The sequence below is a fragment of the Micromonospora sp. NPDC000121 genome, assembly GCF_042899165.1.
GTDB lineage: Bacteria > Actinomycetota > Actinomycetes > Mycobacteriales > Micromonosporaceae > Micromonospora.
This window is the reverse complement of record NZ_JBIAZP010000003.1, coordinates 18,758-37,488: the sequence shown is the minus strand read 5'-3', so window position 1 is coordinate 37,488 and position 18,731 is coordinate 18,758. Positions and strand designations below refer to the sequence as shown.

16 protein-coding genes, 5 tRNA genes and 1 pseudogene are annotated in these 18,731 nt (G+C 73.6%); 5 read left to right on the top strand and 17 right to left on the bottom strand.

Annotated features, from left to right (window positions below; all coding sequences use genetic code 11):
* The 8 genes and pseudogenes from ACFY23_RS10780 to ACFY23_RS10745 form a co-directional block, all read right to left on the bottom strand.
* Entirely contained in the window at positions 1 to 1,293 is a 1,293-nt protein-coding gene (locus ACFY23_RS10780) for a sugar ABC transporter substrate-binding protein (RefSeq protein WP_350685861.1), read from the bottom strand.
* Between the two features lie 36 nt (positions 1,294 to 1,329).
* Positions 1,330 to 2,169: a carbohydrate ABC transporter permease gene (locus ACFY23_RS10775; protein ID WP_350685859.1), complete on the bottom strand. Its 840-nt coding sequence runs from the start codon at positions 2,167 to 2,169 to the stop codon at positions 1,330 to 1,332.
* A 1-nt stretch (position 2,170) separates the two neighbouring features.
* Positions 2,171 to 3,106: a sugar ABC transporter permease gene (locus ACFY23_RS10770; protein WP_350685857.1), complete on the bottom strand. Its 936-nt coding sequence runs from the start codon at positions 3,104 to 3,106 to the stop codon at positions 2,171 to 2,173.
* Positions 3,103 to 4,170 (bottom strand): LacI family DNA-binding transcriptional regulator, encoded by a 1,068-nt coding sequence (locus ACFY23_RS10765; RefSeq protein WP_350685856.1) that lies wholly within the window; start codon positions 4,168 to 4,170, stop codon positions 3,103 to 3,105. The genes ACFY23_RS10770 and ACFY23_RS10765 overlap by 4 nt, the downstream gene beginning before the upstream one ends.
* A gap of 223 nt (positions 4,171 to 4,393) precedes the next feature.
* Positions 4,394 to 5,041, bottom strand: a complete 648-nt coding sequence (locus ACFY23_RS10760) for a hypothetical protein (RefSeq protein WP_350685855.1) — start codon at positions 5,039 to 5,041, stop codon at positions 4,394 to 4,396.
* 137 nt (positions 5,042 to 5,178) lie between these two features.
* Positions 5,179 to 5,964, bottom strand: coding sequence for a trypsin-like serine protease (locus ACFY23_RS10755; RefSeq protein ID WP_387038907.1), 786 nt, complete (start codon positions 5,962 to 5,964; stop codon positions 5,179 to 5,181).
* Positions 5,938 to 6,303, bottom strand: a pseudogene (locus ACFY23_RS10750) (snapalysin family zinc-dependent metalloprotease); the annotation flags it as partial. The pseudogene ACFY23_RS10750 and the gene ACFY23_RS10755, both read right to left, overlap by 27 nt.
* A 240-nt stretch (positions 6,304 to 6,543) precedes the next feature.
* Positions 6,544 to 6,963, bottom strand: coding sequence for an NUDIX domain-containing protein (locus ACFY23_RS10745; RefSeq protein WP_350685852.1), 420 nt, complete (start codon positions 6,961 to 6,963; stop codon positions 6,544 to 6,546).
* 332 nt (positions 6,964 to 7,295) lie between these two features.
* Here ACFY23_RS10745 and ACFY23_RS10740 point away from each other — a divergent pair, with 332 nt between their 5' ends.
* The 4 genes from ACFY23_RS10740 to ACFY23_RS10725 all read left to right on the top strand — a co-directional run bounded on the left by ACFY23_RS10740 (position 7,296) and on the right by ACFY23_RS10725 (position 11,010).
* Positions 7,296 to 7,874, top strand: a complete 579-nt coding sequence (locus tag ACFY23_RS10740; protein ID WP_350685851.1) for a hypothetical protein — start codon at positions 7,296 to 7,298, stop codon at positions 7,872 to 7,874.
* Positions 7,875 to 7,968: 94 nt separating this feature from the next.
* Entirely contained in the window at positions 7,969 to 8,649 is a 681-nt protein-coding gene (locus ACFY23_RS10735; protein WP_350685850.1) for a response regulator transcription factor, read from the top strand.
* Positions 8,650 to 8,662: 13 nt separating this feature from the next.
* Positions 8,663 to 10,057, top strand: coding sequence for a HAMP domain-containing sensor histidine kinase (locus tag ACFY23_RS10730; protein WP_350685848.1), 1,395 nt, complete (start codon positions 8,663 to 8,665; stop codon positions 10,055 to 10,057).
* The gene (locus ACFY23_RS10725; RefSeq protein ID WP_350819689.1) at positions 10,054 to 11,010 is read left to right on the top strand and encodes a Gmad2 immunoglobulin-like domain-containing protein; all 957 of its coding nucleotides are present in this window, start codon (positions 10,054 to 10,056) and stop codon (positions 11,008 to 11,010) included. Before ACFY23_RS10730 ends, ACFY23_RS10725 begins: the two co-directional genes overlap by 4 nt.
* Before the next feature lie 28 nt (positions 11,011 to 11,038).
* Here ACFY23_RS10725 and ACFY23_RS10720 read toward each other — a convergent pair whose 3' ends face one another.
* Complete coding sequence (locus ACFY23_RS10720; protein WP_350685663.1) at positions 11,039 to 12,607, bottom strand: amidohydrolase; 1,569 nt, start codon at positions 12,605 to 12,607, stop codon at positions 11,039 to 11,041.
* Positions 12,608 to 12,764: 157 nt separating this feature from the next.
* Entirely contained in the window at positions 12,765 to 14,120 is a 1,356-nt protein-coding gene (locus ACFY23_RS10715; protein WP_350685665.1) for a hypothetical protein, read from the bottom strand.
* 302 nt (positions 14,121 to 14,422) lie between these two features.
* Here ACFY23_RS10715 and ACFY23_RS10710 point away from each other — a divergent pair, with 302 nt between their 5' ends.
* A complete protein-coding gene (locus ACFY23_RS10710; protein ID WP_350685667.1) occupies positions 14,423 to 15,394 on the top strand; it encodes a helix-turn-helix domain-containing protein in 972 nt (323 codons plus the stop codon).
* Positions 15,395 to 15,533: 139 nt separating this feature from the next.
* On the opposite strand, the gene ACFY23_RS10705 is transcribed toward ACFY23_RS10710, so the two are convergent.
* From ACFY23_RS10705 to ACFY23_RS10675, 7 genes are all read right to left on the bottom strand, one after another.
* A complete protein-coding gene (locus ACFY23_RS10705) occupies positions 15,534 to 16,616 on the bottom strand; it encodes an SRPBCC domain-containing protein (RefSeq protein ID WP_350685668.1) in 1,083 nt (360 codons plus the stop codon).
* Positions 16,617 to 16,744: 128 nt separating this feature from the next.
* Positions 16,745 to 16,816: transfer RNA gene (locus ACFY23_RS10700), tRNA-Gln, on the bottom strand.
* Between the two features lie 33 nt (positions 16,817 to 16,849).
* Positions 16,850 to 16,921 (bottom strand) — tRNA-Arg (locus ACFY23_RS10695).
* Between the two features lie 40 nt (positions 16,922 to 16,961).
* The gene (locus ACFY23_RS10690) at positions 16,962 to 18,161 is read right to left on the bottom strand and encodes an RtcB family protein (RefSeq protein ID WP_350685670.1); all 1,200 of its coding nucleotides are present in this window, start codon (positions 18,159 to 18,161) and stop codon (positions 16,962 to 16,964) included.
* A 154-nt stretch (positions 18,162 to 18,315) separates the two neighbouring features.
* Positions 18,316 to 18,393 (bottom strand) — tRNA-Gly (locus tag ACFY23_RS10685).
* A 31-nt stretch (positions 18,394 to 18,424) separates the two neighbouring features.
* Positions 18,425 to 18,497 (bottom strand) — tRNA-Glu (locus ACFY23_RS10680).
* Between the two features lie 33 nt (positions 18,498 to 18,530).
* Positions 18,531 to 18,603: transfer RNA gene (locus ACFY23_RS10675), tRNA-Pro, on the bottom strand.
* Positions 18,604 to 18,731 lie beyond the last annotated feature (128 nt).

Below are 18,731 nucleotides of genomic sequence, written 5' to 3'. Positions count from 1 at the left end.
TTACCTCAGAACCTGCTTGCCACCGTCGACCAGCTGCGTGCCGAGCTGGTCCAGGGTGATCTTGTTGGCGAAGTACTGCTGGAGGGCCGGGGTGGCGTACTTCGTCTTCCACTCCGGGTAGCCGTCGGCCTTCTGGAACGGCGCGACGGTCAGGTCGGCGGCGCTGTCCGCGGCCACGTCCCAGCCCTGCTTGCCGCCGGTGAGCTTGACCAGCTCCTCGTTGGCCTGCTTACCGGTCGGGATCAGCCAGTCGCCCTTGGCGAGGGCGGCCATGTTGGTCGGGTTGAGGAAGAACTCCAGGAACTGCACGGCCTGCTTCTTGTGCGGGGAGTCCTCGCTGACGGACAGCGTCTGCGGGTTCGCCGCGTGGGTCGCGGACGTCCCCTTCAGCGGCGGCAGGGTGACCCACTCGAAGCCGGCCGGCGCCTGCTCGACCATCTGCTGGCGCAGCGACACCGAGCCGGGCAGCATGGCGTACTTGCCGCCGAAGAAGCCGGGCAGGGTGTCCGCGCCGCTCATCCCGAGCGCCTCCGGGGACGCGGACTTCGCGGTGTAGATCATGTCGTGGATGCGCTTCGGGACCTCCTTCTCGGCGTCGCCCACCTTGACCTCGGTGCGGCCGCCGTCGGTGTGGAAGAACTTCCCGTCGAAGTTGAGCGCCAGGTTCAGCACCCGGTTGGTGGGCGACTTCAGGGCCCACGCCGCGCCGTACTGACCCGGCTTGGTGAGCTTCTGCGCGTTGGCCTGGAACTCGTCCCAGGTCCAGCCGCCGTCGGCCGGCGGCACCGCGATGCCGGCGGCGTCGAGCAGCTTCTTGTTGGCGATGACGACCTGCGACTCCAGCAGGAACGGCACGCCGGTGATCTTGCCGTCGTAGGTGACGGTGTCCCAGATGCCCTGGTCGATCTGGCCCTTGAGGTCGTCGGAGACGAGCTTGGACAGGTCGGCCAGGTAGCCCTGCTTGCTGAACTCACCGATCGCGGACGCCTCGTAGTGCACGATGTCGGCCGCGTCGCCGCCCTCGAACGAGGTGAGCAACTGGTCGTGGACGGAGTTCCAGTCACCCTGGACGTACTCGACCTGGATGTCCGGGTGCTCGGCGTTCCACTTGGCGACCAGGTCCTTGTTGGCCTGCAGCGACTCCTTCTGCCAGGCCAGGCTGAGGAAGCGCAGCTTCACCGGGCCGGACGTGGACTCGTCGTCGCCGCCGTCGCCGCACGCGGTGAGCGCGCCGAGGCCGACGACCGCGACCGCGGCGGCCGCGGCGAGTCGACGGAATCTGGTGCGGAGCATGGGGGGTACCTCCTTGGTGGTGGGTGGGGGACGGTGTCAGCCCTTGACCGCGCCGGCGAGCGACCCGGACGAGAGCCGGCGTTGCATGAACGCGAAGAAGATCAGGCTGGGCAGGGTGGCCAGCAGCGAACCGGCCGCGAGGGGGCCCAGGCGGGCGGTGCCCTCGATGCCCACGAACCGGGCGAGCGCCACCGGCAGGGTCGCCAGCTCCGGGGTCTTGATCAGCACGAGGGCGAAGAAGAACTCGTTCCAGGCCGAGATGAACGAGAACAGCGCGGTGGCGACCAGGCCGGGGGCGAGCAGCGGGAAGACCACCCGTCGCAGGACCTGTACGCGGCTGGCGCCGTCGACGGAGGCGGCCTCCTCCAGTTCCCGGGGGATGTTGCGGACGAAGCCCTGCAGCATCCACAGCGCGAACGGCAGCGCCCAGACCACGTAGATGAGGACCAGCCCGGCGTGCGTGTTGGCCAGCCCGACCTGCCGCAGCACCAGGAAGATCGGGATGATCAGCAGCACGAACGGGAAGAGCTGGGACAGCAGCACCCAGCCCAGGGCCGCGGTGCCGAGCTTGGAGCGGAACCGGGCCAGGGCGTACGACGCGGGCAGCGCGACCAGCACGGTGAGCAGCGCCGAGGCGAGCGAGACCTGGAGGCTGTTCAGCGCGGCCCGGCCCAGCTCCTGCTCGGTGAACGCCTGGACGAAGTTCTGCACCGTCGGGTTGGTGGGGATCAGGGTCGGGTGCAGCTGGACCAGTTCGCGGGGTGGCTTGAAGGCCGTCGAGACCAGCCAGACCAGCGGGAACCCGAGGAAGATCAGGTAGCCGACCAGCGCGAGGTACTGCAGCGCCCGCCCGGTGCGGCTCGGCTTTCCGAACATGTCAGTTCGCCTCCCTCAACCGGCGACGGAGATACACGGCGAGCAGCGCCACGATGATCACGACCATCACGTTGCCGAGCGCGGCGGCGTAGCCGTAGTTGCCGTAGCGGAACGCCTCCTCGTAGGCGAAGAGCATCGGCAGCATGGTCTTGCCGCCCGGTCCGCCGGCGGTCAGCACGTAGACCAGGCCGAACGAGTTGAAGTTCCAGATGAAGTCCAGCGAGGTGATCGCCACGATCACCGGGGTCAGCGCGGGCAGGGTGACGTGCCGGAACCGGTGCCAGGTGCTGGCGCCGTCCACCGCGGCGGCCTCGTGCAGCTCGCGGCCCACACCCTGGAGGCCGGCGAGGAGCACGACGGTGGTCTGCGGCATGCCCGCCCACACCCCGACGACGATCACCGCGGGCAGGGCGGTGCCGAAGTCGCCGAGCCAGTTGGCGCGTAGGCCGTCGGCGCCGACGCGGTGGAAGAACTCGTTCAGCAGGCCCGCGTCCGGGTGGTAGACCAGCTTCCACAGGATGCCGACCACCACCGGCGGCATCGCCCACGGCACCACGGCCAGCACCCGTGCCACGCCGCGGAAGCGCAACCGCTGGTTCAGCAGCAGCGCGAGCCCGAGGGCCAGCAGGAACTGCAGGACGGTCACCCCGAACGCCCAGAGCAGGCCGACCTGGAAGGAGTTCCAGAACAGCTCGTCGCCAAGCAGCTCGCGGTAGTTCGCCAACCCGGTGAAGGTGACCTCGACGTTGCGCCCGGCCCGGGCGTCGGTGAACCCGAGGTACATGCCGCGTACCAGGGGGAAGACCGACAGCGCCAGGATCGGCAGCAGCGACGGGAGCAGCAGCAGGTAGATCATGGTCCGGTCGGAGCGGGACCGGCTGTGCCGCCGGGCCGCACCGGCCCGGTCGACGTCCGGCCGCTCGGCCACAGTCGTCATGACGGCACCTTTTCGGTGGACGGAGGGGAGGCGGGCCCGACGGCCCGGCTGGAGGCGCGGACGGCGAGGCTGGGCGACACCTGCTCCCGGCGGGGCGGCAGGGCGGGGTCGGCGATCCGCTGGAGCAGCAGTTCGGCCGCCCGGCGACCGCGCTCGGCCGAGCCGAGCGAGACGCTGGACAACTGGGGGAACATCATCTGGGCCAGCTCGGTGTCGTCCATGCCCACCACCGCCACGTCCTCTGGCACCCGGTGGCCGGCGGCCAGCAGCGCGTGCAGCGCGCCGACCGCGATCAGGTCGTTGGCGCAGACCAGGGCGTCCGGGCGGGCCCGGGCGAGCAGCCGTTCGGTCGCCGCGCGGCCGGCCGCGTACTGGAAGTCGCCGACCTCGACCAGGCGTTCGTCGACGGGGACGGCGTGTGCGGCGAGGGCGGCGCGGAAACCGGCGTCGCGCGCGGCGCCGGGGACGGTGTCCAGCGGACCGTTGACGAAGCCGATCCGGCGCCGCCCGCTGGCCACCAGGTGCTCCACGGCCAGCGCGACGCCCCGCCGGGAATCGGTGCGCACGTTGTCGACGGGCGCGTCGGCCCCGAGCTGGCCGATCACCACCACCGGCACCGGGCTCTGCACGAGCGCGGCGAGGTGGTCGTCGGTGACCCGGATCGGCGACAGGATCATGCCGTCGACGTAGCGGTTGGCCAGCCGGCGCAGCAGGGCGGTCTCGTTGGCGATCTGTCCGCCGGTGGCGTGCACCAGCAACTGCCGCCCGGACGCGGCCACCACCGCCTCGATGGCCCGCATCATCGACACGTAGACCGGGTTGCCGATGTCCTCGACCGCGAGCGCGACCAGTCCGGTGCGCTGGGACTGCAACGACCGGGCGATGGCGTTGGGCACGTACCCGACCTCCGCCGCCGCGGCGCGGACCTTGCGGATGGTCTCCTCGCTGCCGCCGACGCCGTTGAGCACCCGGGAGGCGGAGGCGATGGAGACACCGGCGCGGGCCGCGACGGTGTGGACGGTGGGCCGGCTGTCGGCCGACTCCGGTAAACGTTTACGACCCACGCGCCGGCACCTCCACCTGTTTCCTGTAAACGTTTCCGGGAGTCTGCGCCGCGTGTGGCGAGGAGGTCAAGAGTCCGTTACGAAAACGTTTCCAACAGGACCGAAACGCTGGTCAGCCGGTCATCGCCGGACTACCCGGGGTGCCCATAGAACGGGACGACGCCGGGCGGGCGCGCACGCGGCGGGGCGATGCCGCGAACGCACATGGGGCGGAAGCCGGCCGTCAGGACCGGCGTTCGCGCTCCTGGCTCAGCCGCTCGTCGAGCCGGCCCAGCTCGTAGATGGCGTTCAGGTTCGTCGGCAACCGAGTCACGTTGTCGACCAGGGGTTCGTCGACGGGGTCGGGCGTGGGCGCGGGCGCGCCGGCCGGGCCGACGGACGCGGCGGCGGGCCGACGCCGGCGCAGGACGAGCAGCACCGGCACCGCCACGGCGGCCGCCGCCAGGCCGTAGACCAACCACCGCTCCGCCGGTTCCCCGTCGCCGTCCACCGGCGGGGCCGCGACCGTGGAGGCATCACCCGAGGTCCCGGTCCGCCCGTTCGGCACGGGCACCGCCGCCTTGCGCTCGCCCGGGCCGCCAGCGGCCGGCCGGGCCGGGTCGGCGGCGCGGGTGGACGCGGTCGTCGACGTGGACGGGCGCGGCGCGACCGGCGCCGCCGACGGGCCGGGCGACGCCGGGGCGGTCGAACCGGACGGGGCCGGCGTCGGGGCGGCGCTCGGGGTGGCCCCGCCCCCTCCGGTGAGCAGGTCGTCCACGATCTGCCCGATGCCGCCGAGGAGGTCGCCGACCGGCCCGCCCGAGGCCGACGGCGTGGGCGTGGGCGCGGGAGCGAGCGCCAGGGTCAGGGCGAGTGCGGCCACGGCGGACATGGGTCACCTCGGAAGGGGTCGATGTGTCACGCACCGTACCGCACTGCTTGTGGTCGCCGCGTGACACCCCGGCGCGGCGGTCCGGCCGACGTCACCCGGGGGGCGCCGCGCGCGGCGCCCCCCGGGTGACGGGATCGTCAGACCGGCAGGCCGCCGACCTGGGTGTTGATCCAGGAGCGGATGGACGGCAGGTCGACGTAGATGGACGGGCCGGTGGCGCAGGTGGAGTCGTTGTTGCCGGACCGGCTGGTGGCGCCGATCAGGCTCCACGCCCCGTTGATCCGGCGCACCTGCGGGCCGCCCGAGTCGCCGTAGCAGGCGCCCGAGTTGCCGTTGGTGTTGTTGGTGCAGATCTCGTACGGGCCGTTGATGCCGATGCAGCGGCTGTCCGACACGATCGAGGTGTCCAGTTCGTACGCCACGGTCGGGGCGCCGCCGCAGCCGCGGGTCGGGCAGGTCTGACCCCAGCCGATGATGCGGGTGGCGGTGCCGACCGCGCCGGAGGTGCTGGGGATCGGCGCCGGGGCGTAGCCGACGGAGCCGGACAGTTGCAGCAGCTTCACGTCCAGGCTGGGGTGGTTGACCGCCCGGGTGACCCCGACCACCGTGCCGCCGCTGTTGCGGTAGATGCTGCCCACCCGCACCGACGACGGCGTGGAGCAGTGCCGGGCGGTGACCGCCCAGTTGGCCTTGATGAGCGTGCCGGTGCAGCCGGAGACGTACACCATCCACGGGTAGTTCTCGGTGGCCGGCCGGCCACCGACGACGTACGGCTCGATGTCGTCGCCGTCGTTCCACGAGTACGTGCCGGTGGGCACCGCCGAGGCGGCCAGGCCGCCGGCGAACAGCGAGTCCACCCGGGACGCCTCGGTGGAACTCGGGTACGCGTTGCGGCAGGAGACCGGCGCGCTGCTGCCGGACATCAGGTCGGAGCACAGCCCGGTGCGCCGGTCCGGCAGGCCGAGGATGTGGCCCAGTTCGTGGCTGGCGATGCGGGTGCGGTCGTACCCCTGGTTGACGGCGGTCCAGCCCATCCAGATCCGGCCGGAGCCGAGCCCGGTGACCTGCGCCCGGGGCCAGCCGCTGTCGACGTAGATGGTGACGTTGCCCGGCGTGCGCGCCACCAGTTGGACGTTGCCGACCTGGCTGTTCCAGATGGCGGCGGCCTGGTCGAAGTTGGTGCGGAACTCGCCGGCCCGGCTCGCGTCGTAGTAGACGGTCCGGACGGCGGCGGACGCGCTGGCGCCGGTGGCGATCTGCATTCCGGTTGCGGCCAGGACCGCCGCCAGCACGGCGCCCGCCGTGCGCAGCAGTTGTCGTCGGAACATACACGCACTCCCTGCGGTCGGCCGGCGGCGTGCCACCGCCGGTCATCGATGTACGTGAATGTTAGGACGAGGGCCGCCAATTCACGGCATAACGGAACCGTCATACCGGCGCCCCGCCCGCTCACCGGCCCTCCGCTGAGCGCCGGCGGGCGGCGAGCGGCGGCCGGCAGTCGGTCAGGGCAGCGGGTCGGGAAGCATCGCCAGGGTGGCCGGCAGTTGCGAGTGCAGCGGCGCGGGCAGGGCGTCGCGGGTGAACCAGCCGATCCGGTCGAACTTGTGCGGCTCGCCGATGGCCACCTCCGCCGGGTCCACCCGGACCGCGAAGAGCACCGCCACCCAGTGCGAGGGCGGGTCGTCGCGCAGCACGTTGCGCACGCCGAGCAGGGCGACCGACCGTGGTGTGGCCGCGTACTCCTCGGTGACCTCGCGGCTGACCGCCGCCTCGAAGCTCTCCCCGAACTCCAGCGCCCCGGCGCCGGTGTCCCAGGTCCCCGGCTCGTCCCGGGCGCCGGCCGCGCGCCGGGCCAGCAGCAGCCGACCCGCGCCGTCGTGGCAGACGAAGACGCAGGAGACCTTGGGCGTACGGCCGGTCATGCGTGGTCCCTTTCGAGAGGTCAGGGCGCGGCGGCGGTGGTCCGCGCGTGAACCACGAAGCGGCCGGAGCGATGGGCGCCCACCAGCCCCGCGTCGCGCGGCACCCCGAGGTGCGCCGACACCGTACCCGGGCGCGACCCGCACCGGTCGGCCAATTCCGTGGTCGAGGTGGGCACCGCCCCGCTCGGGCAGCAGCGCCGCGCGGACGCGGGCTGTTACGCGGGCGTTACGCCGCGGCGAAGCTGCTGCCGTGGGGGCGTTCCACCGTGGATCCGACGACCCCGGCGACGAGGCCGGGCACCGACCGGGAAACGGAAGAACGGGAGAGGACGATGCGGATCAGGAGTGGACTGACGGCCCTGGTCGTGGCGCTCGCCGCGCTGGTGGCGGGTGCCGGCACCGGCACGGCGGCGACCACGACGGCCACGGCGACCGGGTCGCCGTACTGCGGGATCACCTGGGGCAGCGCGGAGAAGTCGGCCGGCACGCCGAGCAGCGCGCCGCTGGTCGACGTGCGCACCGGGCGGCACGACTGCTTCGACCGGGTGGTGTTCGAGTTCGCCGGCCCGGTCACCGGCTACACGGTCGGCTACGGCGAGACCTGGACCGAGGGCGAGGGCCTGCCGCTGTCGCCGTACACCGCCGGCGACGAGTTGCTGCGGGTCTCGCTGCGGGCCCCGGCGTACGACGACGCGCACGTCGGCACCGTGCCCTACCGGGTCGGCGAGCACGCCGCCAACGTGCTGCGTTACCCGACGCTGCGGGACGTGGTCTTCGGCGGCAGCTTCGAGGGCTACACCACCTTCGCGGTGGGCGTGCGGGCCCGCCTGCCGTTCCGGGTGTTCGTGCTGACCGGCCCGGGCACGCACAGTCGGATCGTGCTCGACGTGGCGCACCAGTGGCAGCATTGACCGCCGCGGAACCGGGGGCCCGGCGCCGGCCGGGCCCCCGACACCGTCCGTTCCGCCAGGTCGGCGCGGGCCGTCGCGGGGCTACCCTCGGCTCGTGGAGGGCCGCGTGCTGGTCGTCGAGGACGATGCCTCCATCCGGGAGGTCACCGCACTCGGGCTGCGCCGCGCCGGCTTCCGGGTCGACACCGCGGTCGACGGGCGTGAGGCGCTGGCGGCGTGGCGCGCCCGGCCGCCCGACCTGATCGTGCTCGACGTCATGCTGCCCGGCCTGGACGGCATCGAGGTCTGCCGGGAGATCCGGCGCACCAGTGGCGTGCCGATCCTGATGCTGACCGCGCGCACCGACACCGTGGACGTCGTCGTCGGCCTGGAGTGCGGCGCCGACGACTACCTGCGCAAGCCGTTCGACCTGCCCGAGCTGGTGGCCCGGGTCCGCTCGGCGCTGCGCCGGGCGAGCACCCCCGTCGTCGCCGCCGTCGTCGAGGTCGCCGGCTTGGAGATCGACCCCGGCAGCTTCGTGGTCCGCAAGGACGGTCGGGAGGTGGCGCTGACCGCCACCGAGTTCCGCCTGCTGCGCGAACTCGCCCGCCGCCCCGGCCAGGTCTTCACCCGGGAGGTGCTGCTGGAGCGGGTCTGGCAGCACGGCTACCTCGGCGACTCCCGGCTGGTCGACGTGGCGGTGCAGCGGCTGCGCGCCAAGATCGAGGACGATCCCGCCCACCCCCGGCTCGTGCGGACCGTGCGCGGGGCCGGCTACAAGCTGTCGCCGGGCTGAGGGAGGGTGCGCGATGGCCGGACGTGCCGTACCGCCCGGACGCCTGCGCCGCCGGCTGACCATCGCGTTCGTGCTCGTCGCCGGCGTCTCCGCCGGGCTGCTGGCCGGCGGGTCCTGGCTGCTGCTGCGCCAGGCCCGGTTCGACGCCTCGCTGCACCAGGCCGCCGCCGACGCCCGTTACCGGCTCGTCCTGGCCGGGCAGTTCCTGCCGCTGACCGACGACCGTCGCGGCGAGCTGCTGACCAGCTTCGAGGGCAGCGGCCGGCACGTGGTGCTGGTCGACGACGGGCAGCACCCCTCCCACCCGGCGTACGCGCCGCCGCTGGGGGCGCGGCTGCGGGCCACCGTCGCGGCCGGGCAGCTCGGGTACGAGCGGTCGTCGCCGCAGGACCGGCCCCGGCTGCTCGTGGTCGGTGGCCGCATCCCCGGCTCGACGGCCGAGCTGTACGTCGTCACCGTCGAGGACGACATCGCCGCCGACCTGGACCAGTTGCGCACGGCCCTGCTGGGCGGCTGGGTGCTGGTGGTGCTGCTCGCCGCCGGGGTGGGGCACACCCTCGCCCGGCGCACGCTGGAGCCGGTCGGCCGGGCCAGCCGGGCCGCGCGGGCCCTCACCGAGGGGCTGCTCGACACCCGCCTGCCGGTACGCGGCCGCGACGAGTTCAGCGACTGGGCCGCCTCGTTCAACGAGATGGCCGAGGCGCTGGCGGCGAAGATCGAGGCGCTCTCCGCCGCCCAGGACCGGGAGCGGCGGTTCACCGCCGACGTGGCGCACGAGCTGCGTACGCCCGTGACCGCCCTGGTGGCCGCGGCGTCGCTGCTGCGCGACCACCTGGACCAACTGCCGGGCGACGCGCGGCGCGCGGCGGAGCTGCTGCTCGCCGACGTCGTCCGGCTGCGCCGCCTGGTGGAGGACCTGATGGAGATCTCCCGGCTGGACGCCGGGCGGGAACGGCTCGCCGTCGCCGCCGTCGACCCGGTCGCCCTGCTGCGGGCGATCGTCGCGGCCCGCGGCTGGTCCGACCGGGTGCGGGTCGCCGGCGCGCCGGTGCCGCTGCGCACCGACCCGCGCCGGCTTGAGCGGGTGCTGGCGAACCTCGTCGCCAACGCGGTCGAGCACGGCGGCGGCGAGCTCCGGGCCGAGGTCTCCGGCGCCGGGTCGCGGGTCGTCTTCGAGGTCAGCGACCAGGGCCCGGGCATCCCGCCGGAGCACCTGCCGCACCTGTTCGACCGCTTCCACAAGGTCGACCCGGCCCGCTCCGGCCGGGGCAGCGGGCTGGGCCTGGCCATCGCCCGGGAGAACGCGCACCTCCTCGGCGGGCGGCTGAGCGTGCGCAGCGAGCCCGGGGCGGGCACCCGGTTCCGGCTGGACCTGCCCGCCGAGCCGGCGACGGGCGGTGCGCGGTGAGCCGGCGCGCCACGGTCGCCGCCGCCCGCCGAGTCGGCGTCACGGACGGGCGGTGCGTGGTGAGTCGGCGCGCCACGGTCGCCGCGCTGCTCGCCGCCGCGCTGTTGCCCGCCGGCTGTGCCGCGCCCCGGTCCGGCTCGCTCGGCCCCGCGCCCACCGCGCCACCGCCGGTCGCCGCCCCGTCCGCCCCGTCCGCGCCGCCGCCCGGCTCGACCGCGGCGCGGCCGACGGCCGGCCCGGTCCGCTCCCCCACGCCCGCCGCGACCACCGCCGCCCCGGCGCGGGCACAGACCGTCACCGTCGAGCTGTGGTACGTCCGGGACGGGCGGCTCGCCCCGACCCGGCGCACCCGGCCGGCCACGGTGGCGACGTCCCGGCTGGCGCTGGCCGAACTGGCCGCCGGGCCCACCCCGGCGGAGGCCGCCGCCGGGCTGACCACCCTGCTGCCCGCCGGCGGCGCGGTCACCCGCATCGCCGACGGCGTGGCGACGGTCGCGCCCGGCCCGGCGGGCGGCGACGCGCCGACCCGGCGGCTACGCGAGGCGCAGGTGGTCTACACGCTCACCCAGTTCCCCACCGTACGGCGGGTCCGCCTCGCCGCCGGTCCCCCGGTCGGCCGGGCCGACTACGCGGACCTGCTGCCGCCGGTCGTGGTCACCGGCCCGACCATCGGCGCACGGGTCGGCAGCCCGGTCACCGTCACCGGCACCGCGGACGTGTTCGAGGCCACCGTCACGGTCCGCGTGCTCGACGCGACGGGCCGGACGGTGGCGACCACCTTCACCACGGCCACCTGCGGCACGGGCTGCCGGGGCGACTTCCGGGTCGCCGTCGCCTACCGGGTGCAGCGGGAGCAGCCCGGCACGATCGAGGCGTACGAGGTCTCGGCGGCGGACGGGACCCGCCGGCACGTGGTCGCGGTGCCCGTCACCCTCACGCCGGCCCGCCCCTGAGCGCCGGGCCGGCGCGTCGACGCGGCGCTCACCCGCGCTGCCAGCGGATCTCGCCGCCCACCACAGTGGTCATGACCCGGGTGCGCAGCACCGCGTCCGGCGACTCCAGCCACGGGTCGGTGTCCACCGCGATGAAGTCGGCCAGCATGCCGGGCGCGAGGACGCCCTTGCGGTCCTCCTCGCCCGCGGCGTGGGCCGCGCCGAGGGTGTGGGCGGCGAGCGCCTCGGCCATGGTGAGCCGCTGCTCGGGCTGCCAGCCGCCCACGGGCGTCCCGTCGGGACGGGCACGGGTCACCGCGGCGTACAGGGCGGCGAAGGGGTTCGGGTGCTCGACCGGGGCGTCCGACCCGAAGGCCAGGCCGACGCCGGCGTCCAGCATCCCGCGCCAGGCGTAGGAGGCCAGGTCGTGCCCGGCCAGCAGGGTGTCGACGAGGTCGATGTCGCTGGTGCAGTGCACGGGCTGCATCGAGGCGACGATGCCCAGCCGGGCCATCCGGGCCAGGTCGCCGGCCCGCAGGTGCTGGGCGTGCTCGATGCGGTGCCGCAGCCCGGGCGTGCGGCCGACGGCCTCGTAGGCGTCGATGACGAGGTGGTTGGCCTGGTCGCCGATGGCGTGCGTGGCGACGGCGATGCCGTTCTCCGCCGCCCTGGCGAAGAGCTTGACCAGGTCCTCGTACGGCGTGACGGCGATGCCCACGTTGGGATCCTCGCCGGCGAAGGGCTTGCTCATGTGGCAGCTGTGCGAGCCCAGCGCGCCGTCGCTGAAGATCTTCACGGGGCCGGTGCGGAACCAGTCGTCGCCCTGCCCGGTGCGGCGGCCCTCGGCGATCGCCGCCTCCAGGTGGACCGACGGGATGGCCTTGTGCACGCGCAGCTTCAGCTCGCCGGCCTCCCGCAGCTCCAGGTAGGCCGCCCGGCAGTCCTCGCCGTCGATGTCGTGCACGCTGGTCAGGCCGAGGGCGAGCAGCTCGTCCTGCCCGGCGCGGAGCTGCTCGCGCAGGTCGCGGGAGACCACGAGATCCTCCAGCGGGCGGCAGGCCGTCTCGCGCAGGATGCCGGTGGGCTCCCCGCGCCCGTCCCTGACGATCTCGCCGCCCACCGGGTCGGGGGTGTCGGCGTCGATGCCGGCCAGACGCAGGGCCGCCGAGTTGGCCCACACCGTGTGGCCGTCCACGTTCGGCAGCACGACCGGCAGCTCGGGGCAGACCGAGTCCAGGGCCCACCTGTCCGGCTGCCTCGGCGGGTCCCAGGTGTTGCTGTTCCACCGGCCGCCGAAGAGCCAGGCGCCCGGTCGCAGCCGCGCCGCGTGCGCGGCCACCATGGCCAGCGCGGCGTCCAGGGAGCGCGCGTCGCGCAGGTCCACCGCGTCCAGGCTGCGGGCGTACTGGGCGGTGTGGATGTGGGCGTCGTAGAGGCCGGGGAGCACGGCGGCGCCGGCCAAATCGACCAGTTCCGCGCGCGGTCCCGCCGCGGCGCGCACCTCCGACTCCGTGCCGACGGCCAACAGCCGCTCGCCGGCCACGGCCATGGCCCGGGCCGACGGGTTGCCGCTGTCCCCGGTGCGGATGGCGGCGTTGCGGTACACACGGATGCTCATGTCACCTTCAGGGCTCGAGCGACGGGTGACCACCCACTGTAGGAGCGGCGGAGGCAAGTCGGAAGTCACCGCCCGGATGCCCGTGGGCGGGCCCCCGACGCAGGCGGGCGCGACCGGCTTGCGGCCGCGCCCGCCGGTGTGTCCGGACGGCAGCGGGTCAGCGACGCGGGAGGAAGACGAACTGCCGCTCCCCGTTGTCGGCGGTGGGCAGCGAGAACCCTCCGACTCCCGGCAGCGACAGGAACGGGACCTCGGCGTCCTGGGGAAGCTCCTCGACCTGTCCGGTGCCGACCGCTACGGTGACGGGCATCTCCACGTCTCCCCCTCGCCGGTGGCCGTACGCGGTGCCGTCGTCGTCGACGTACGTCAGGTGGACGCTCTCCCGATCGCCGACCTCCCAGAGGCAGTGGCCCTTGCCCTGCTCGAGGTCGAAGGCGAGGGTTCCCCCGACGGCGTAGCGGCCGTTCGGCGACAGAACGGGATCGTAGGAGAATCCGCCCAAGTCTCCCTGCGGGTCGCACACCACGGACGCCTTCAGCTTTCCGGACTTCAGGTCGTGCACGGCCGCCACCGAGATACCGCCCTGCTTCCTCAGGCTCTTCTCGGCGTTCCAGAGGGAGAAGACGTGGCCGCCGACGACAGCGAACGCCCGGCCGATCTTGTACTTGCCGAAAAACTGCACATCGGCGCCAGGTGGGACGGCGTCGCTGGCCTGCCAGACGCCGGGGACGCCGAATCCGGCCGGGCTGAGCGTGACGACCGGGCCGTCCGGGGAGAGCCCCACCACCCGACCAGAGCTGCAACCCACCTCCTCGCAGTAGGGCAGTCGCACGCTGCCGTCGTACGTCTGGGTGCGGTCCGTCGACAGGTTGATCGCCGCGGCGTGGTCGATGCCCTTCTCCTGCCAGCGGACCAGGAGCCCGTTCCCGCCGTCGACGACCTTCGCCGGGCCGTAGGCATCCATCGGGACGGTACGGGTGTGGGCGGCCGCGACCTCCGTTCCGGAGGAGTCGGCCGGGTAGGCGACGAGGGAGACCGTGTCCTCGTCCGTGAACCGAGGGGTGTACGCCCAGACGACGACGTACTCACGTCCGTCCTCGTCTGCGACGAGAAGTTGGGGCAGGTACGACGGCTCGGGCTTCACGTTCTCGGGAAGGGCCGGCGGCTGCCACTGCTGGCTGCTCCAGCGGGGCGCGCCCGTGGCGGCGTCGCGAGCCTCGACGACGTAACCCGCGCCCTTCTTCTGGAGGAAGGCGACGACGCCCGCCTTCGACGCGGCTCCCACCGTGAGGTTCTTCTCCGCGTCCGCCGGCAGCCAGCTGACGGTCTCCTGCCAGCCCCTGGCGGTGTCGAACCCCTGCGGCGCCTTCACCACGGGCTGTGGGGACGCGGCCACGCTCGACGAGGAAGCGCCCGGATCTCCGCTCCGCGCCCCGCCGTCGTCACCGTCGCCGCAGGCCGCCAACATCCCGGCCGCCACCATGATCGCGACGGCCCTTCCCGTAACCCTCATGCACACCTCCTCGAAGCGGGCAGGCGTTCCTGGTCCCACACCTCCCCAAGATCATCCAAGTCGCCGGAAGGGGAGCCTGTCAAAAACGGGCGCCCCCGGCATGACGACGCTGGCCGCGGTCGGTGACCTGTCCGCGCAGGTGGAACCCAACCTCGTCGACGCCCGCGCAGTGTCCACATGGCCATGATCACGTCCGGGTCGCTTCGCCCGTGGCTGGCGGGACGATGCACGCTCACTCGACCGCTAGAAGTTCCAGGTAAGCTCATCCAGGCCCGCAACGCGGAGGCATGGAAGGAAGCCCATTGCTCGCCGTCGACGCGGTTGACACCGCGGCGTTGCCCGAGGGCGACAGGTTTGGCTTCTGGCATGACCTGGTCGCTCGAGAATCAGTGCCAGCGCGGATCCACAGCGCGCACGCGCGGGACTTCCGAGCAGGGGCCACGGTGGTCGGCCTCGGCGACGTCGTGTTGTCGTCCTGGCGGTATCCCTCGCTGGAGATGCAGCGAACCGAGCGGTTCATCCGCCGTGGAGACCCCGAGATGTACCAGCTGGCCCTGCCGCTCACAGGGCACGGGAGCGTGGAGCAGGAGCGACGGGAGAACGCCCTCCTGCCCGGCCACTTCGCCTTCGTCGACACGTCTCGGCCCCACGCGTCGTCACACCAAGCGCGGGCGCCCCGAGAGAACATGCTGACGACGCTGACCGTTCTCGTACCCCACTCGATGATCCCTCTGCGCCGGAACGAGATCACGAAGCTGCTCGGCGCCTCCATCCCCGCGAGTCAGGGCATGGGTGCGCTCCTGAGGCAGTTCGTGCAGCAGGTGGTGAACCACCCCGAGCAGTACGAGGAAGGGGATGCACCGCGGCTGGGCCTTGTGGCTCGCGATCTTGTCGCCGCGACGGCCGCCCATCGGCTCACCGTCGCTGACGCCCTCCCACACGACGTCCAACACCATGCTCTCCGGATACGGATCCGGGCTTTCATCGAGCGCAACCTGCACGAACCGGATCTCAGCCCTGCTGCTGTCGCCGCCGCCCACCACATCTCGCTGCGAACGTTGCATCGACTCTTCCAGTCCGAGGACACGACGGTCGCCGATCTGATTCGGACCAAGCGCCTCGACCGGTGTGCCCGGGACCTGAGCGACCGCATGCTCCGGGGCAGACCGATCTATGCCATTGCCGCCAGGTGGGGGTTTTCGGACAAGGCTCACTTCAGCCGGGCCTTCCGGGCAGCATACGGCGTGTCACCTCAGGCCTATCGCAGTCGCTGACGAGGGCCGGCCCGTCGCGCGGTGGGCCGGCGGCCGCCGCAGCGTCAGCGCCCGGCGTACGGTTCGTCGTCCTGCCGGCAGGGCGGCCGCGCCGCACGGACGCGCACGGCCGGCCCCGGCTCGGCCCGGGCCGGGGCCGTCACAGGCCGCCGCAGGGGTCGCCGCCCACCGCGCAGCCCTCGGGCTCCTTGGCCGTCGGATCGCTGTCGCGGACCTCGAACGTGAACGTCCGCGACTGCCCGGCCTTCACGGGCGGCCCGGTGAAGGTGACGGACTGCCCGTCCTGCCGCCAGTCGGCCCCGCTGGCGTCGGAGACCGTGCCGCCCTCGGCCAGCGTCACGACCACCGTCCACTCCTTCGCGGCCGCGCCGCCCGAGTTGTCGACCACCACCTCGCCGGTGTAGCCGAAGAGCCGGGTCGACACCGTCTCGTAGCGGGCGGTCACGGCGGGCTCCGACGGCGCGGCGGAGGTGGGCGTACGCGAGGGCCTCGCCGAGGGGGTGCGGCTCGGGCGGGTGGCGTCCGGGGTGGCGGTCCGGGTGGGACGGGCGGAGAGGGTCGACCGGGGCGAGCTGCTCGGAATGGTCGTTGCGGTCGGCGCCGGCACGGGCGCCGGTGCGGCGGCGCGGTCCGGTTCGGCCGGCAGCACCGCCCACACCGCCACCCCGGCGGCCAGCGCGGCGCCGGCCAGCCCGGCGACCAGCAGCGGCCGGCTGCGGCGGCCGGCCGGCGTCGCCTCGTCGTCGAACACCTCCGTGACCGGTATCTCGGCCGTCATCCCGGCCTCGCTACGGCTCAGGTCCACCTGCTGGAAAGCCAGCCAGTCGAGAATCGCGGGCAGCCGATTGGTCAGGGCCTGCTGGTAGCACTCCTCGCGGCGCTCGCGCTGCTCGTCGGCCCAGTCGCCGTGCTCCAGCACCTCGCGGACCGACAGCCGGCAGCCCTCGGCGGTCGCGGTGACGGCGCAGGTCAGCCGGCTGCGCCGGCCGCGCTCGAGACACCGCAGCACGATCAGCTCCGGCTCCTGCCGTTGGGTGACCTCCGCGTCGACGGCGGCGTCGAAGCCAGGCAGCCCCGCTGTGTACAGCAGCAGCCGGTTCGGCGTCCCCGCCTTGGGCTCGACCTCGGTGAACCACCGGGCGAGCAACTCACGATCCGTCAATGCGTGCCACACCCGCGCGGCGGGGTGGAACAGGTCGACCTGCGTGCCGATCTCGCTCACGGCGAGACTCTACGGTCCCGGTCGAGGGACCGCCGGGCGGGGCGGCACCGACGGGCGGAACGGGCCTCCATCCCGGACGCCCGGCCCTCGCCGACGCGCGGGCCGCGTCGACGTGGCCCCCGGCCTCGCTGCGAGCGGAGGACTCGAACCTCCATCGCCCGTTCCAGAGACGGGTGTGCTGCCCATTGCACCAGCTCGCAAGGGGTTCCGTTCCGCGTCGCGGATCCGGACCGTGCCCCGACCAGGACTCGAACCTGGCTCTCCGGCTTCGTAGACCGGCGCTCTCTCCGCTGAGCCACCGGGGCGGGCGACCGGCGCCCACCCCTCCTGGGCGCCGGTCGGCGGTCATCCCTTCACGCAGACGACCTGCTTGAGGTGCGCCACCACCTCGACGAGGTCCTCCTGCTGCGACATCACCTGGGTGATGTCCTTGTACGCGCCGGGGATCTCGTCGACCACCCCCGCGTCCTTGCGGCACTCCACGCCGGCCGTCTGCGCGGCCAGGTCGGCGGTGCTGTAGGTCCGCTTCGCCTGCGCCCGCGACATCCGCCGCCCGGCCCCGTGCGACGCGGAGCAGTACGCGGCCGGGTTCCCCTTGCCCCGCACGATGTACGACCCCGTGCCCATCGACCCGGGAATGATGCCCAGGTCCCCCCGACCGGCCCGGATCGCCCCCTTGCGGGTCACCAGCACGTCGACCCCGTCGTAGCTCTCCTCCGCCACGTAGTTGTGGTGGCATGAGATCGGCTCGTCGTAGCGCACCTGCGGGAACTGCTCCCGCACCACGCCGCAGAGCAGGGCCAGCATGACCGCCCGGTTGCGCCGCGCGTACTCCTGCGCCCACCACAGGTCCCGGCGGTAGGCGTCCATCTCCGGCGTGCCGGCGAGGAACACCGCCAGGTCCCGGTCGGGCAGGTCGGCGTTGTGCGGCAGCCGCCGGGCGACGGCGATGTGCCGCTCCGCCAGCTCCTTGCCGATGTTGCGGGAGCCCGAGTGCAGCATCAGCCACACCCGTCCCTCGTCGGCGCCGCCCTGCTCCAGGCACACCTCGATGAAGTGGTTGCCGCCGCCGAGCGTGCCCAGCTGCCGCTGGGCCCGCGTCTCCAGCTGCGCCACCCGCCGGTCGAGGCCGGCGAACCGGCGCCAGAAGTCGTCCCAGCCCGCCTGCTCCAGGCCCCGGATCCGGCGCGGGTCGACCGGCTTCTCCCGCTGGGCGAACCCGACCGGGATGGTGGCCTCGATCGCCGACCGCAGCCCGGCCAGGTCGTCGGGGAGGTCGGCGGCGGTCAGCGAGGTGCGGACCGCGGACATGCCGCAGCCGATGTCGACGCCCACCGCGGCCGGCGAGACGGCCTGCCGCATCGCGATGACGGAGCCGACGGTGGCGCCCTTGCCGAAGTGCACGTCGGGCATGACCGCGACGCCCTCCACCCACGGGAGCGCGCCGATGTTGCGCAGCTGCTGGGCGGCCTGCGGCTCGATGCCGTACGGGTCGGTCCAGACCCGGACCGGCGCGCGGGTGCCCGCGAGCGGGGTGAAACTCATCGTCGTCTCCTCGTGTCGTCGGCTGGTCGGCACCCGTCTCGGCGCGACCGGAAGTTATCGACGACCGCCCGGGAATCGAACCCGGCGGGAGGGGCGTGCACGACCCCTCTGCGCCCAGCGCGCGGCCGGCCCGTCGGGCGCGGGGCCCGGCGGGTGGAGCGGTTGGCCGGATTCGAACCGGCGATCTTCACCATGGCACGGTGACGCGCTGACCTGACTGCGCCACAACCGCGTGCCTGCGACGCCGCTCGGGCGTCGCCGCGTAGGCCGTACGGGGTTCGAACCCGTGACCTCCCGGCTGAGAACCGGGCGAGCTCCCCATTGCTCCAACGGCCCGTGCCAGGGCAGGGTCGGCACCCTGTCCTGCCGTCCGGGACCGGGGAATCGAACCCCGTGTCTCTCGCGCCCAAGGCGAGCGGGTCAGCCAGCTCCCTCGTCCCGGTGATGGTGTCGTCTCCCCGGGTCGGCAGGTGGCGGCCGACCGGGGTGTTGTTTCCACTGTGGAGTTGAGAACGGTCGACGTCGCCGGATCGGGACGGGGGTGGGGCGGAGGGAACGTCGGTCCGGGTG